Source organism: Azohydromonas caseinilytica (assembly GCF_012927045.1).
GTDB classification, from domain to species: Bacteria; Pseudomonadota; Gammaproteobacteria; order Burkholderiales; family Burkholderiaceae_C; genus Azohydromonas; species Azohydromonas caseinilytica.
Genome location: NZ_JABBFW010000036.1, coordinates 1 through 14396, shown reverse-complemented (window position 1 = coordinate 14396; position 14396 = coordinate 1). Strand labels below are relative to the sequence as shown.

Below are 14396 nucleotides of genomic sequence, written 5' to 3'. Positions count from 1 at the left end.
ACTACGCTTGGCACCATGGACCGCCTCAAGCAGATCGAATCCTTCGTCGCCGTCGCCACCAAGGGCAGCCTCACCGCCGCGGCGCAGGCCGAAGGGGTGGCGCCGGCCGTGATCGGGCGGCGCATCGACGCGCTGGAGGAGCGGCTGGGCGTGAAGCTGCTGCTGCGCACCACGCGGCGCATCACGCTCACGCACGAGGGCAGCGCCTTCCTGGAGGACGCGCAGCGGCTGCTGGCCGACCTGGCCAACGCCGAGGCCAGCGTCAGCGCCGGCGGGGTCAAGGCCAGCGGGCACCTGCGCATCACCGCGCCGGCGGGGTTCGGCCGGCGCCATGTCGCGCCGCTGGTGCCGCGCTTCCTGGCCCAGCACCCGGAAGTGAGCCTTTCGCTCAACCTCAGCGACCGGGTGGTGGACATCGTCAACGAGGGTTTCGATTGCGCCGTGCGCGTGGGCGACCTGCCCGATTCCAGCCTGGTGAGCGTGCGGCTGGCCGACAACCGCCGCCGCTGCGTGGGCGCGCCCGCGTACCTGCGGCGCGCGGGCGCCCCCAAGCACCCGTCGGAGCTGCAGCGCCACGAGTGCCTGACGCTGAGCTCCGAGGCCAGCCAGACGCGCGGCTGGGCCTTCCAGGTGGACGGCCAGATCCAGCACCTGCGCCCCAGCGGCCGGCTCGACTGCAGCGACGGCCAGGTGCTGCACCAGTGGTGCCTGGCCGGTCTGGGGCTGGCCTGGCGCAGCACCTGGGAGGTGGAGGCGGAGCTGGCGCGCGGCACGCTGGTGAGCGTGCTCGACGAGTTCGCCGCCCCGCCCAACGGCATCTACGCCGTGTTCCCGCAGCGCCGGCACCTGCCGCTGCGGGTGCGGCTGTGGATCGACTTCCTCAAGCACAGCTGGGGCGACCCGCAGTACTGGCAGTCGGCCGCCGGCTGAGCGGCCACGGGAAACATTGGCGCCTCCCAGGCGACAGTGACCTCAGCCAGACGCCATGGAGTGAGCGGAAAGTAAACCAGCAGGGGACAATTCGCCTGCTGCGGTGCGGGTGGCACGCAAAAAAAGCCCGGCGGTGCCGGGCTCTGGTGCGGGGCGCGAGCGCCGCGCTCAGGCCTTCTTGCTCAGGCATTCCTTCATGAAGGCCTTGCGCTCGTCGCCCTTCTTGCCTTCGGCCTGGGTGTTGCACTGCTTCATCCGGCTCTGCTGTGCCGTGGCGGCGGGGGTGTCGGCACCGTCGGCGCCCTTGGCCGAGAGGCATTCCTTCATGAAGGTCTTGCGCTCGTCGCCCTTCTTGCCCTCGGCCTGGGCATTGCACGCCTTCATCTTGCTCTGCTGCGCCGTGGGCGCTTTGGCGGTCTTGGCGGGAGCCTTGTCGGTGGATGGGTCCGCGGCCGGTTCGGCCGCCTGGGTGGCGAAGGCACAGGCACACAACAGCGCGGCAAGAGCGGCTTTGGTCATGGAGTCCTCCTTCCTGGATGCGCGGCGGATTGCCGCCACGCATTCAAGCAAAGCCCTGCAGGGGTCACCAATGCGCACAAGCCCGCAGCGGCGCGGCGCCCTCAGACGATGCGCCGCGGATGCGCCAGCGCCTCGTGCGCGGCGTGCAGCCGGCGCACCAGCACGCGGATGAAGGCGGTGTCGAACTGCTGCCGGGTGGAGGCGCTGAGCTGCTGCAGCGTCTCGGGCGTGAAGCTCACCGTGACGCAGGGCTGCGCCACCACCACGTCGGTGCTGTAGGTGCGCAGCTCCGGGCTGGGGGCGAGGTAGGCCATCTCGCCCACCGAGGTGCCCGCGCCCAGCCGCGCCGTGAGCTGGCCGTCGCGCAGCACCTCGACCTCGCCCTGCGCCAGGATGTGGAAGCTCGTGCCGTGCTCGCCCTTGCGGTAGAGCGCGTGGCCGCTGTCGAAGCGCTGCCAGCGCGCGCGATGCACCACCTCCCACAGCGCCACGTCGTCGAACTCGCCGAAGAACTCCAGCGTGCGCAGCAGACTGAAGCGCTCGGAGTCCAGCGGCCCCTGCAGCCGCCCCAGCGGAATGAGGCGCTGCGCCACCAGGTCGGCCAGGCGCTGGGCAAAGGCGTCCCAGGTGGCGGGGCGTGCCTCGGCCCGCTTGGCCAGCGCGTCGTGCACCAGCGCCTCCAGCGCCGGGGGCACGCCCTCGCGCAGGCCGGCCAGCGCCGGGGGAGCGGCGGTGTAGATCTGCGCCATCAGCGCCGCCTGCGTCGGCGCCTCGAAGGGCGGGCGGCCGGCGATGAGGTGGTAGAGCACCGCGCCCAGCGAGTACATGTCCGCGCGCGCGTCCAGCGCCGAGCCGTCGAGCTGCTCGGGCGACATGTACGTCAGCGAGCCCACGCGGAACACCTGCGTGCGGTCCGACTCCAGCTGCAGCACGCTGCCGAAGTCGCTGATCTTCACGTCCACCACCTCGTCGTGCCGCAGCAGGGCCAGCACGTTGGCGGGCTTCACGTCGCGGTGGATCAGCCCCTGGCGGTAGACGTAGCCCAGCGCCATGGCGCACTTGAAGCCGATCTCCACGATCTGCTCCAGGGGCAGCAGCCGGTCGGGGCGGCAGAAGTGGCGCAGCGTGGTGCCGGGCACGTACTCCATCACCAGGTAGGGCGCCACCGGGTCGGGCACCGCGTCCAGCAGCTGCACCACGTTGGGATGGTGCAGCTTGCCCACCAGCGCCGCCTCGGCGGCGAAGAAGCGCGCCTGCAGCTGCGGCAGGCTGGCCTCGGGGCCCAGCGCGGCGGCCGGGTGCACGCGCTTGACCGCCACCTCGCGGCCCAGGAACTCGTCGCGCGCCAGGAACACCTCGCTGGTAGCGCCGTCGCCCAGCCGCGACAGCACGCGGTACTTGCCGATGGCGCGCGGCAGCGGCGCGGCGGCGGGCGGGGAGGCGGCGTCGGCGGGCATGCGGGGCATTGTGGCGCGCGAGGGGCGCCCGGACCCGCCTCGTAGAATCGCCCGATGATCCAAGCCAAGCAGGAGCTGCTCGCCGCGCTGCGCGCAGCCGTCGCAGAACTCGGGGCCGAAGTGCCCGCGCAACTGAGCTTCGAGTCGCCCAAGCAGGCCTCGCACGGCGACCTGGCCGTCACCGCGGCCATGGCGCTGGCCAAGTCGCTCAAGAAGAACCCGCGCGAGCTCGCGCAGCAGCTGGTGCAGGCGCTGCAGGCGCAGCCGGCGGTGCAGCGCTGGGTGCAGGCGGTGGAGATCGCCGGCCCGGGCTTCATCAACCTGCGGCTGTCCCCCGCCGCCAAGCAGCAGGTCATCGCCGAGGTCCGCGCCGGCGGCGAGGCCTTCGGCCGCAAGGCCGGCAACGGCCAGCGCGTGATGGTGGAGTTCGTCTCCGCCAACCCCACCGGCCCGCTGCACGTGGGCCACGGCCGCCAGGCGGCGCTGGGCGACTCGATCTGCAACCTGTTCGAATCGCAGGGCTGGCAGGTGACGCGCGAGTTCTATTACAACGACGCCGGCGTGCAGATCGGCACCCTGGCGGCTTCGACGCAGGCGCGGCTGCAGGGGCTGCAGCCCGGCGACGCCGAGTGGCCCGAGGCGGCCTACAACGGCGACTACATCGCCGACATCGCCGCCGACTTCAAGGCCGGCAAGACCGTCACCGCCGACGACCGCGCCTTCACCGCCTCGGGCGACCCGGCCGACATCGACAGCATCCGCCAGTTCGCCGTGGCCTACCTGCGCCACGAACAGGACCTGGACCTGCAGGCCTTCGGGGTGCGCTTCGACAACTACTTCCTCGAATCCAGCCTGTACACGACGGGCAAGGTCCAGGAGACGGTCCAGCGGCTCATCGATGCGGATAAAACCTTCGAGGAAGGCGGCGCGCTGTGGCTGCGCTCCACCGACTACGGTGACGACAAGGACCGCGTCATGCGCAAGTCCGACGGCACCTTCACCTACTTCGTGCCGGATGTGGCCTATCACATCAACAAGTGGGAGCGCGGCTTCACCAAGGTCGTGAACATCCAGGGCAGCGACCACCACGGCACCATCGCGCGCGTGCGCGCCGGGCTGCAGGCGGCCCATGTCGGCATCCCGCAGGGCTACCCCGACTACGTGCTGCACAAGATGGTCACCGTCATGCGCGGCGGCCAGGAGGTCAAGATCTCCAAGCGCGCCGGCAGCTACGTGACGCTGCGCGACCTCATCGACTGGACCAGCCGCGACGCGGTGCGCTTCTTCCTCATCAGCCGCAAGGCCGACACCGAGTTCGTGTTCGACGTGGACCTGGCGCTCAAGCACAGCGACGAGAACCCGGTCTTCTACGTGCAGTACGCGCATGCGCGCATCTGCTCGGTGCTGGCGCAGTACGGCCAGGACGTGCCCGCCGATGCCGACCTGGCGCTGCTGACCGCCCCCACCGAGCTGGCGCTGATGATGAAGCTGGCCGAGTTCCCGACCGTGCTGGAGCGCGCCGCGGCCGACCTGGCGCCGCACGACATCGCCTTCTACCTGCGCGACGTCGCCGCCGCCTTCCACAGCTACTACGCCGCCGAGCGCTTCCTGGTGGAAGACGCCGCGCTGGCCGGCGCGCGCATGGCGCTGCTGTCGGCCACGCGCCAGGTGCTGCGCAACGCGCTGGCGATGCTGGGCGTGTCGGCGCCCGAGTCCATGCAACGTGCCGAGGAGGTGGCTCCCGCCACGGTCCAGCCATGAGGAAGCAGAAGGGCGGCTTCGGCCTGGGAATCGTGATCGGGCTGCTGGTCGGCCTGGGCCTGGCGCTGGCCGTGGCGCTGTACGTCACCAAGGTGCCGGTGCCCTTCGTGGACAAGGTGCCGCAGCGCACTCCTGACCAGGAGGCGGCCGAGGCCGAGCGCAACAAGCGTTGGGACCCCAACGCGCCGCTGGCGGGCAAGCGCACGCCCGTGCCGCCGCCGGTCGAGCCCACCCCTGCGCCCGCACCGGCCACGCCGCCGGCCGACACGGCCGGCGCCGAGCCGCTGCCGCCCACCAACGGCAGCCCGCTGCCGCCGCGCGAGCCGCCCCGCACCGCCACCGCGCCGGCGGTGCCGCCGGCGCCGGCCGAGCCCGCGACCCCGCGCCGTCCCGCCGCACCGCCGGCCCCGGCCACGCCGCCCGCGGCCAAGTCCACGCGCGACCCCGCCGCCATCCTCTCCGGCGGCGACACCGCCACGCCCCCGTCGGTCACGAACCCGCCGCCTTCGCAGACGACGCGGTCCACCCGCGCCGAGGCTGATGCGTTCACGTATTTCGTTCAGGTGGGCGCCTTCTCGCGGGTCGAGGACGCCGAGCAGCAGCGTGCGCGGCTGGCGATGCTGGGCTACACGGCCCGCGTCACCGAGCGTGAGCAGTCCGGCCGTACCGTCTACCGCGTGCGCCTGGGGCCCTTTGAACGCAAGGAAGAGGCCGAGATGACGCAGGACCGCCTGCGCGGCAGCACCATCGAATCGGCCCTGGTGCGCGTGGAGCGTTGAGCACCCGGAGACACAAGTGAGCCCTGTGCCGCGGCGGGCCGCCTCCACCGCCGCAACCCGTTGACCCGAGGAACCGGAACATGAAACGTCGTGAATTCGCCTGTGCCCTGGCCGCCACTGGCTTGGCCTTGGGCGGTGTGCCCGCCGCGCAGGCGCAGGCCAGCTTCGCCGAGGGCAAGGACTACGTGAAGCTTGCCACCCCGGCGCCCACCAGCGCCCAGGGCAAGATCGAGGTGGTCGAGTTCTTCTGGTACGGCTGCCCGCACTGCAACGCCTTCGAGCCGCTGCTCGACGCCTGGAGCAAGAAGGTGCCCGACTACGTGGCCTTCCGCCGCGTGCCCGTGGGCTTCACGGCGCTGCACGAGACGCATGCCCGGCTGTTCTACGCGCTGGAGGCGCTGCAGCAGGTCGAGGCCATGCACCGCAAGGTCTTCGCCGCCATGCACCAGCAGCGCAAGCGCCTGGACAAGGAGGCCGACATCGTCGCCTTCATGACCGAGAACGGCGTGGACGGCGCCAAGTTCACGGAAGCCTTCAAGTCCTTCGGCGTCGCCACCAAGGTGCGCCAGGCCAAGGCGCTGACCGATGCCTACAAGATCGACGGCGTGCCCTCGATGGGCATCCAGGGCCGCTACTTCACCTCCGGCGCGCTGGCCGGCTCCAACGAGCGCGCCCTGGCCACGACCGAATACCTCATCGGCCTGGCGCGCAAGAGCGGCTGAAGCCGCTGCCGGGCCGACCGAGATGGGCGGCGGCCTCACCTGTTTCCTGAGCAATGGGCGGGCAACTCGCCCGCGGGGCGCGAACTGTGGCTAGAATGGTCTGCAAGTTTCGTGCCCTTATGAGCCCACACCGCCTTCGAATCCTCTGCATGAGCGTCCTGCTGGCCCTGGCTGGCGGCGGCGCGCTGGCCGACAAGGCCGACCGCAACCAGCCGCTGGTCATCGAGGCCAACAAGCCCGGCACGGTGGACATGCAAAAGCAGCTCGTCGTCTTCAACGGCGACGTGGTGGTGACGCAGGGCACCATGCGCATCAAGGCCGAGCGCATGGAGCTGCGCGAGGTGGGCGAGGGCCACCGCACCGCCACCGCGCTGGGCGTGCCGGGCACGCAGGCCACCTTCCGCCAGAAGCGCGAGGGCCTGGACGAGTACATCGAGGGCACGGCCGACCGCATCGACTACGACAGCCGCAGCGACCTGCTCAAGCTCACCGGCAATGCCCATGTGCGGCGCCTGCGCGGCAGCACCGTCGCCGACGAGATCACCGGCAACCTCATCACCTACGACAACCGCGCCGAGCTCTTCAGTGTGGCCGGCGACAACGCCTCGGGCGGGCGCGTGCGCGCCGTGCTCACGCCCCCGCCATCGGCCTCCGGCCCGGCCCGCTGATGAGCGCCGTCCCCCACGCCGCCCTGGACGCGCAGTCCAACAACAGCCGGCTCGAAGCCGACGGGCTGCAGAAGCGCTACGGCGCGCGCCTGGTCGTCAAGGACGTGCACCTGGCCGTGGGCGCGGGCGAGGTGGTGGGGCTGCTGGGCCCCAACGGCGCGGGCAAGACCACGACCTTCTACATGGTGGTGGGGCTGGTGCGCGCCGATGCCGGGCGCATCCTCATCGACGGGCAGGAGGTGCAGCAGCGCCCCATCCACCAGCGCTCGCGGCTGGGGTTGTCGTACCTGCCGCAGGAGGCCTCGATCTTTCGCAAGCTCACGGTCGAGGAGAACGTGCGCGCGGTGCTGGAGCTGCAGCTCGACGCGCAGGGCCGGCCGCTCAAGCCGCAGGCCATCCGCACGCTGCTGGAGGAGCTGCTGGGCGAACTGGGCATCGAGAAGCTGCGCCACAGCCCTGCGCCGGCGCTCTCGGGCGGCGAGCGCCGCCGCGTGGAGATCGCGCGCGCGCTGGCCACGCAGCCGCGCTTCATCCTGCTGGACGAGCCCTTCGCGGGCGTGGACCCGATCGCCGTGATCGAGATCCAGCGAATCATCGGATTCCTCAAGGCGCGCGGCATCGGCGTGCTGATCACGGACCACAACGTGCGCGAGACGCTGGGCATCTGCGACCGCGCCTACATCATCAGTGAGGGGCATGTGCTCGCAGAAGGCACGCCCCACGAGATCGTCGAGAACGCTGACGTGCGCAAGGTTTATCTCGGCGAGCATTTCCGGATGTGAGTTGAACGCCACGCAGTTGGGGAAGTCATGAAACCGTCCTTGCAAGTTCGGCTGTCGCAGCACCTGGCGCTCACGCCGCAGCTGCAGCAGTCGATCCGGCTGCTGCAACTCTCGACGCTGGAGCTGCACCAGGAAGTCGAGCAGATGCTCGAACAGAACCCGTTCCTGGAAGCCGACGAGGATGGCGTGCCCGCCTTCGAGCAGGCGCTGGACCGCGCCGCCGCGCCCGAGCGCAGCAGCAGCGAGGGCGCCGAGCGCGACGACACCGACGGCCGCGACGATGCCGACGTGAGCGGCGTGGACAGCGCCGAGTTCGGCGCCACCGAGCGCGAGGACTGGGAGAACGGCACCGAGCGCGACGACTTCGACGGCATCCGCGAGACGCCCAGCTCGGCCGCCGGCAGCGACGAGGACTTCGAACCCCAGGAGCGCGGCAGCGTCGGCATCTCGCTGCAGGAGCACCTGCGCGCGCAGCTGCTGGGCATGCGGCTGTCGGCCGAAGACGCCGCGGCGGTGCACGTGCTCATCGAGTCGCTCGATGAGGACGGCTACCTCGCCGACCCGCTGGAGGAGATCGCCGCGCAGCTCATGCCCGGCGAGGGCGAGGCCATCGAGGCGGCGCGCGAGGAGCTGCTGGAGCGGCTGCAGTGCGCGCTGCGCTGGCTGCAGAGCATGGAGCCCACCGGCGTGGGCGCGCGCAACCTCTCGGAATGCCTGGTGCTGCAGCTGCAGGCGCGCGCGCCCTGCACGGCGCAGGCGGTGGCCCTGGCGGTGTGCCGCGAGCACCTGGAACTGCTGGCCAAGCGCGACCTGCGCCGCCTCATGGCGCTCACGCACGCCGACGAGGACATGCTCAAGCAGGCGCAGACGCTCATCCGCGGCTGCGAACCCAAACCCGGGCGGCCCTTCACGCGGGCCGAGGCCAACATCATCGTGCCCGACGTGATCGTGCAGAAGGCCGGCCGGGGCTGGAAGGTGGTGCTCAACCCGGACGTGATGCCCAAGCTGCGCATCAACGACCTCTACGCCCAGGCCATCCGCGGCCAGCGCAACGGCTCGGGCCCGGGGCTGTCGGCGCGGCTGCAGGAGGCGCGCTGGTTCATGAAGAACATCCTGCAGCGCTTCGACACCATCCTGCGCGTCTCCAGCGCCATCGTGGAGCGGCAGAAGGCCTTCTTCACCCATGGCGAGATCGCCATGAAGCCGCTGGTGCTGCGCGAGATCGCCGACGAGCTGGGGCTGCATGAATCCACCATCTCGCGCGTGACCACGGCCAAGTACATGGCCACGCCCTACGGCACCTTCGAGCTCAAGTATTTCTTCGGCTCCTCGCTCAACACCGACGCCGGCGGCAACGCCTCCAGCACCGCGGTGCGCGCGCTCATCAAGCAGTTCATCGGCGCCGAGGACGCGAAGAAGCCGCTGTCGGACAGCCAGCTCAGCGCCATGCTGGAGGAGCAGGGCATCCAGGTCGCGCGCCGCACGGTGGCCAAGTACCGCGAGGCGCTCAAGATCGCGCCGGCCAACCTGCGCAAGGCGTTGTAGAGCGGCTGCCTGGCACCGCCCCGAACGCGCGTCCGTCATGGCCCCGCGCGCCGAATGACCCGTTCGCCCTGAGGTATCGAAGGGCGAATCCGCAAGGCGGCCATGGCTGCCGCACAGTGGGGGCCGTTCATCCTTCGATACCTCAGGACGAACGGAAACCACTCTCTCTCTCCGTGACCCCGTGACCGATACCGTCCTTTTCCTGCCCTGCGCCGCCGGCGTGGAGCCGCTGCTGGCCGACGAGGTGCAGCGCATCACCGCGCTGGACGAGCGCGACATCGAGACGCTGCGCGGCGGCGTGCGCGTGCACGGCGACCTGCGCACCGCCATGCAGCTCAACCTGCACAGCCGCCTGGCGCAGCGCGTGCTGCTGGAGCTGGTGTGGGGCCCGTACCACGACGAGCACGACCTCTACGACCTGGCGCGCAGCGTGCCCTGGGCCGACTGGATCACGCCGCGCCAGACGCTGCGCGTGGACAGCACCGCGCAGCGCTCGCCGCTGCGCAGCCTGAACTTCGCCAACCTGCGCATCAAGGACGCGGTGTGCGACGTGATGCGCGAGCGCACCGGCGAGCGTCCCAGCGTGGACACGCGCCACCCCGAGCTGCCGCTGGTGCTGCACCTGGGCCCGGAGCAGGCCCTGCTGTACGTGGACCTCTCCGGCGAAGCGCTGTTCAAGCGCGGCTGGCGCGAGGTGCAGGGCGAGGCGCCGCTGAAGGAGACGCTGGCCGCGGCCATGCTGGCCGCCGCCGGCTGGCAGGGGCGCGAGAGCGATGCGCCGCTGCTGGACCCCTGCTGCGGTGCCGGCACCATTGCCATCGAGGCGGCGCAGCTGGCCTGCGGCATCGCGCCCGGGCTGCAGCGGCGCTTCGCCTTCGAGCGCCTGGGCGTGTTCCGCGGCCAGCTGGGCGCCTGGCGCGAGCTGCAGCAGGCCGCGCGCGCGGCCGTGCATGCGCCGCGCACGCAGGTCTTCGCCGGCGACGTGGCCTTCCGCATGACCGACTTCGCCGCGCGCAACGCCGAGCGCGCCGGCGTGGCGCAGGCCATCCAGTTCAAGACCGCCGACGCGCTGCAGCGCCCGGCGCCGGTGGAGGCCGGCGTGCTGATGCTCAATCCGCCCTACGGCGAGCGCCTGGCGCCCAAGGGCCACGGCCAGGCGCCGGCCGCGGCGCGCGAGAGTTTTGAAGGCGGTGGCAGCTCGGTGGAGTTCTTCTCCGGCCTGGCCGCGCACTGGAAGCGCAACTACGCCGGCTGGACCGCCTGGGTGCTCACGCCCGACATGAAGCTGCCCTCGCTGATGCGGCTGAAGGAAAGCCGCCGCGTGCCGATGTGGAACGGTCCGATCGAGTGCCGGCTGTTCCGCTTCGACCTCGTGGCCGGCTCGGCGCGCCGCGACGCGTCAGCCACACCGGCGTCGGACGAGAACCCGGGCAGCTGAGCCCGAGCGCGGCGCGGCGCGGCGCGGCGAACGATGGCCGCGCCCGGCATGGGAATTGTTTTCCCCGGGTGGATGTCCAGCGCACATCCCGGCCGCTCAATGAGAACGCTGTTGCCTGCGGGTTGACAATTCCGTTGGCGATCAAGCCGCCGTCGCGACGCCGAACCAGGACAGCGCCGCCAGCGGCGCGGTGTCCGCGCGCAGCACGCGCGTGCCCAGCGTCACCGGCTGGAAACCGTGGTCGCGCACGGTGGCTTCTTCCACCGGGGAGAGGCCGCCTTCCGGGCCGCTGAGCAGCGTCAGCGGCTGCGTGGCCGGCAGCGCCACCACGCGCGGCAGCGGCTGCGTGTCCGGCCCCAGGCTCAACACCAGGCGCTGCGCGGGCTCGGCGTCGAGCTGCAGCCACTCGTGCAGCGTGCGCATGGGCAGCAGCTCGGGTACGCGGTTGCGCCCGCACTGCTCGCAGGCCGACACCGCTACCGCCTGCCAGTGCGCCACCTTGCGCGCGGCGCGCTCGTCGGCCAGGCGCAGCACCGAGCGCTCCATGAGCAGCGGCTGGATGGCGGCCACGCCCAGCTCGGTGGCCTTCTCGACCAGCGCATCCATGCGGTCGTTGGCCGGCACGCCCAGCGCCAGCGTCACCGGCATCGGCAACTCGCGCTCCAGCGCCACATGCTCCAGCACCCGCACGCTCACCAGGCGCCGGCCCATCTGCAGCACCTGTGCGCGCCACTGGCCGCCGCGCCCGTCGAACAGGGTCACTTCCGCGCCCGGCTGCAGGCGCAGCACCTGGACATGGCGCGCCGCCGCCTCGGGCAAATCAATTTCCGCGCCGGCGGACAAGGCCAGCGCCACATGCATTCGTGGATTCATCGCGGCCGGGAGTGTGCCGCAGTCGCGGGGGAAAGGCGGCATGGGCCGGCGCCCCGCATGCCCCATTTCACGCCTTGTCCTGTTCGCCCCTGGAGGTAGCGCGCATGAGCTTTGACGCCCCGACCACCTTGTCCGGACTGCTGGTCGGCATCGTGGTGGGCCTCACCGGCGTGGGCGGTGGGGCCTTGATGACGCCGATCCTGGTTCTATTTTTCGGCATCGCACCGCAGACCGCCGTGGGCACCGACCTGCTGGTGGCGGCCATCACCAAGGTGTTCGGCACCGCCGTGCACCACCGTCACGGCAGCGTGGACTGGCAGGTGGTGGGGCGCCTGGCGCGCGGCAGCCTGCCCGCGGCGGCGCTAACGCTGGCCTGGATGCAGTGGTCGGGCTCGCACCGCGTCAGCGACGGGCTGATCGTCAACGGGGTGGCGGTGGCGCTGATCGCCACCGCGCTGGGCATGCTGTTCAAGCAGCGGTTGCACCAGGCCGGGCGGGCGCACCGCATCGCCCGGCCCGAGGCCTTCCGCCGGCTGCAGCGCTGGCTGACCTCGGTGGCGGGCGCCCTCCTGGGCGTGCTGGTGACGCTGACCTCCATCGGCGCCGGCGCGCTGGGCACGGTGATGATGGTGCACCTCTACCCGCTGCGGCTGACGCCGCACAAGCTGGTGGGCACCGACCTCGCGCACGCCATCCCGCTGGCGCTGATCGCGGGCCTGGGCCACCTGTTCATCGGCAACGTCGACACCACGCTGCTGGTGAACCTGCTGCTGGGCTCCATCCCCGGCGTGCTGCTGGGCTCGCTGCTGGGTACGCGCGCGCCGATGAAGCTGGTGCAGGGCGCGATCTCGCTGGTGCTGGTGGCCGTGGGCCTGAAGATGCTGCTGCACTGAGCGCGGTACGCAGGCCCCGGACGCCACGCCCGGGGCCGCGCTGCCTCAGGAACCGACCTTGGACTGTTCCTGGTCGCGCAGCTCGCGGCGCAGCACCTTGCCCACCGGGGACTTGGGCAGGTCGTTGCGGAACTCCACCACCTTGGGCCGCTTGTAGCCGGTGAGGTTGGCCTCGCAGTAGCCGCGCACCTGGGCCTCGGTGAGGGCCGGGTCCTTCTTGACGATGATGACCTTCACCGCCTCGCCGGCCTTGCCGTCGGGCACGCCCACTGCGGCGCACTCGAGCACGCCGGGCAGCTGCGTGAGCACGTCCTCGACCTCGTTCGGGTACACGTTGAAGCCGCTGACCAGGATCATGTCCTTCTTGCGGTCCACGATGCGGAAGTAGCCGCGCTCGTCCATGGTGCCGATGTCGCCGGTGCGGAAGTAACCATCGGGCGTCATGGCCTTGGCGGTCTCGTCGGGCCGCTGCCAGTAGCCGGCCATGAGCTGCGGCCCGCGTATGGCGATCTCGCCGGGCTGGCCCGGCGGCACGGGCTGGCCGTTGTCATCGACCAGCCTCATGTCGGTGCTGGGCAGCGGCAGCCCGATGGTGCCGTTGAACTGCGTGCTGTCCACCGGGTTGCACGACACCGAGGGCGAGGTTTCCGACAGGCCGTAGCCCTCGACGATGGGGCAGCCCGTCTTCTCCAGCCACAGCCGCGCCGTGGCCTGCTGCACCGCCATCCCGCCGCCGACGCAGATGCGCAGGTGGCTCCAGTCCACGCTGGCAAAGTCCTTGTGGTTGGCCAGCGCGTTGAACAGCGTGTTGACGGCCGGGAAGCTGTGGAAGCGCTGCTTCGACAGCGTCTTGAGCAGGGCCGGGAGGTCGCGCGCGTTGGGAATGAGGATGGAACAGCCGCCCACGCGCATGGACAGCAGCATGATCGTGGAGAAGCCGAAGATGTGATAGATCGGCAACGCGCACACGGTGTAGAGCTGCTCGCCCGCGGGCACCTTGTGCAGTGCGGGCGTGTACCAGGCCTCGGACTGCAGGATGTTGGCCACCAGGTTGCGATGCAGCAGCACCGCGCCCTTGCTCACGCCGGTGGTGCCGCCGGTGTACTGCAGCACCGCGATGTCGTCGGGCCCGACCTGCGGCAACTGCGGCTTGGCGCCGCGCCCTTGCGCCAGCGCCTCGTTGAAGCGCATTGCATGAGGCAGCGAGAAGGGCGGCACCATCTTCTTGACGTGGCGCACCACGTGGTTCACCAGCGTGCCCTTGATCAGGCCCAGCAGGTCGCCCATGGCCGCCAGCACCACGGTGCGCAGCATCGGCAGCTCGCCCAGCACCTTCTGCAGCGTGGCGGCGAAGTTCTCCAGGACCACGATCGCCTTGGCGCCGGCGTCGCGCAGCTGGTGCTCCAGCTCGCGCGAGGTGTAGAGCGGGTTGACGTTGACGACGATGCAGCCCGCGCGCAGCACGCCCGCCATCGCCACCAGGTACTGCGGCGTGTTGGGCAGCATGATGGCCACGCGGTCACCCTTCTTGAGCCCTTGCGCCTGCAGGAAGGCCGCGAAGGCGGCGGAGAGATCGTCGATGCGGCCGTAATCGAAATTGCGTCCCAGGAAGGAGCAGGCCGGCAGCGTGCGGTGGCGCTGGAACGCGTCTTCCAGCAATGCCACCAGCGAGGGGTAGAGCGTCGTGTCCACCTCCGCCGGCACGCCTTCGGGGTATTGCTTCAGCCAGATCTTTTCCATGTGCCGTCAGGAGTCGTGTTCAGGCATTCTGGGCCTCCCCCACCACGGGGGCATGAGGGGATTCGATAGCGGCCCGGGTGTCGCAAGTCTGACGCGTGCGGACAGCAAAAAGCCGCCCGCGGGCGGCCCCAAAGCATCACCCCGAAGAGTGATGTTTATTCGACGGCCTTGACCATCTCCTCGACCACCTTCTTGGCGTCGCCGAAGACCATCATGGTCTTGTCCATGTAGAACAGCTCGTTGTCCAGCCCGGCATAACCGGCGGCCATGCTGCGCTTGTTCACGATCA

The 14396-nt window shown here is 70.8% G+C and carries 14 protein-coding genes; 9 read left to right on the top strand and 5 right to left on the bottom strand.

The features are described from left to right. Positions 1-15: 15 nt before the first annotated feature. Positions 16-930, top strand: coding sequence for a LysR family transcriptional regulator (locus HHL10_RS27060; protein ID WP_169163532.1), 915 nt, complete (start codon positions 16-18; stop codon positions 928-930). Positions 931-1098: 168 nt separating this feature from the next. Here HHL10_RS27060 and HHL10_RS27055 read toward each other — a convergent pair whose 3' ends face one another. Both HHL10_RS27055 and HHL10_RS27050 read right to left on the bottom strand, forming a co-directional pair. Further along, a complete protein-coding gene (locus tag HHL10_RS27055; protein ID WP_169163531.1) occupies positions 1099-1449 on the bottom strand; it encodes a PsiF family protein in 351 nt (116 codons plus the stop codon). Positions 1450-1550: 101 nt separating this feature from the next. Next, a complete protein-coding gene (locus HHL10_RS27050) occupies positions 1551-2906 on the bottom strand; it encodes a serine/threonine-protein kinase (protein ID WP_169163530.1) in 1356 nt (451 codons plus the stop codon). Between the two features lie 54 nt (positions 2907-2960). On the opposite strand from HHL10_RS27050, the gene argS reads away from it, so the two are divergent. The 7 genes from argS (at position 2961) to HHL10_RS27015 (ending at position 10601) form a co-directional block, all read left to right on the top strand. Next, positions 2961-4667, top strand: coding sequence for an arginine--tRNA ligase (gene argS / locus HHL10_RS27045; protein ID WP_169163529.1), 1707 nt, complete (start codon positions 2961-2963; stop codon positions 4665-4667). Beyond that, positions 4664-5446, top strand: a complete 783-nt coding sequence (locus HHL10_RS27040) for an SPOR domain-containing protein (RefSeq protein ID WP_169163528.1) — start codon at positions 4664-4666, stop codon at positions 5444-5446. Before argS ends, HHL10_RS27040 begins: the two co-directional genes overlap by 4 nt. Positions 5447-5526: 80 nt before the next feature. Beyond that, positions 5527-6168 (top strand): thiol:disulfide interchange protein DsbA/DsbL, encoded by a 642-nt coding sequence (locus tag HHL10_RS27035; protein ID WP_169163527.1) that lies wholly within the window; start codon positions 5527-5529, stop codon positions 6166-6168. A gap of 149 nt (positions 6169-6317) precedes the next feature. Continuing rightward, the gene (lptA, locus tag HHL10_RS27030) at positions 6318-6836 is read left to right on the top strand and encodes a lipopolysaccharide transport periplasmic protein LptA (RefSeq protein ID WP_235971823.1); all 519 of its coding nucleotides are present in this window, start codon (positions 6318-6320) and stop codon (positions 6834-6836) included. Next, complete coding sequence (gene lptB / locus HHL10_RS27025; protein ID WP_169163525.1) at positions 6836-7618, top strand: LPS export ABC transporter ATP-binding protein; 783 nt, start codon at positions 6836-6838, stop codon at positions 7616-7618. Before lptA ends, lptB begins: the two co-directional genes overlap by 1 nt. A gap of 27 nt (positions 7619-7645) precedes the next feature. Next, positions 7646-9163: an RNA polymerase factor sigma-54 gene (locus HHL10_RS27020; RefSeq protein ID WP_169163524.1), complete on the top strand. Its 1518-nt coding sequence runs from the start codon at positions 7646-7648 to the stop codon at positions 9161-9163. A 181-nt stretch (positions 9164-9344) separates the two neighbouring features. Then, complete coding sequence (locus HHL10_RS27015) at positions 9345-10601, top strand: THUMP domain-containing class I SAM-dependent RNA methyltransferase (RefSeq protein WP_169163523.1); 1257 nt, start codon at positions 9345-9347, stop codon at positions 10599-10601. Between the two features lie 141 nt (positions 10602-10742). Here the strand turns inward: HHL10_RS27015 and HHL10_RS27010 are convergent, their stop codons facing one another. Further along, entirely contained in the window at positions 10743-11462 is a 720-nt protein-coding gene (locus HHL10_RS27010) for a 16S rRNA (uracil(1498)-N(3))-methyltransferase (protein WP_235971822.1), read from the bottom strand. Positions 11463-11578: 116 nt separating this feature from the next. Between HHL10_RS27010 and HHL10_RS27005 the strand changes: the two genes are divergently transcribed. Then, on the top strand, positions 11579-12367 hold the full coding sequence (locus tag HHL10_RS27005) for a sulfite exporter TauE/SafE family protein (RefSeq protein WP_169163521.1): 789 nt from the start codon (positions 11579-11581) through the stop codon (positions 12365-12367). 45 nt (positions 12368-12412) lie between these two features. Here HHL10_RS27005 and HHL10_RS27000 read toward each other — a convergent pair whose 3' ends face one another. Together HHL10_RS27000 and HHL10_RS26995 are read right to left on the bottom strand one after the other, a co-directional pair. After that, a complete protein-coding gene (locus HHL10_RS27000; protein WP_169163520.1) occupies positions 12413-14107 on the bottom strand; it encodes a long-chain-fatty-acid--CoA ligase in 1695 nt (564 codons plus the stop codon). Between the two features lie 155 nt (positions 14108-14262). Next, positions 14263-14396, bottom strand: a 134-nt coding sequence (locus HHL10_RS26995; protein WP_169163519.1) for an NAD(P)(+) transhydrogenase (Re/Si-specific) subunit beta, incomplete at its 5' end; no start/stop codon positions are given.

Coding starts and splice junctions, on each gene's coding strand:
- HHL10_RS27010 (WP_235971822.1), bottom strand. CDS start 11,462: ATGCATGTGGCGCTGGCCTTGTCCGCCGGCGCGGAAATTGATTTGCCC.
- HHL10_RS27060 (WP_169163532.1), top strand. CDS start 16: ATGGACCGCCTCAAGCAGATCGAATCCTTCGTCGCCGTCGCCACCAAG.
- HHL10_RS27050 (WP_169163530.1), bottom strand. CDS start 2,906: ATGCCCGCCGACGCCGCCTCCCCGCCCGCCGCCGCGCCGCTGCCGCGC.
- HHL10_RS27055 (WP_169163531.1), bottom strand. CDS start 1,449: ATGACCAAAGCCGCTCTTGCCGCGCTGTTGTGTGCCTGTGCCTTCGCC.
- lptA (WP_235971823.1), top strand. CDS start 6,318: ATGAGCGTCCTGCTGGCCCTGGCTGGCGGCGGCGCGCTGGCCGACAAG.
- HHL10_RS27035 (WP_169163527.1), top strand. CDS start 5,527: ATGAAACGTCGTGAATTCGCCTGTGCCCTGGCCGCCACTGGCTTGGCC.
- HHL10_RS27005 (WP_169163521.1), top strand. CDS start 11,579: ATGAGCTTTGACGCCCCGACCACCTTGTCCGGACTGCTGGTCGGCATC.
- lptB (WP_169163525.1), top strand. CDS start 6,836: ATGAGCGCCGTCCCCCACGCCGCCCTGGACGCGCAGTCCAACAACAGC.
- argS (WP_169163529.1), top strand. CDS start 2,961: ATGATCCAAGCCAAGCAGGAGCTGCTCGCCGCGCTGCGCGCAGCCGTC.
- HHL10_RS27040 (WP_169163528.1), top strand. CDS start 4,664: ATGAGGAAGCAGAAGGGCGGCTTCGGCCTGGGAATCGTGATCGGGCTG.
- HHL10_RS27020 (WP_169163524.1), top strand. CDS start 7,646: ATGAAACCGTCCTTGCAAGTTCGGCTGTCGCAGCACCTGGCGCTCACG.
- HHL10_RS27000 (WP_169163520.1), bottom strand. CDS start 14,107: ATGGAAAAGATCTGGCTGAAGCAATACCCCGAAGGCGTGCCGGCGGAG.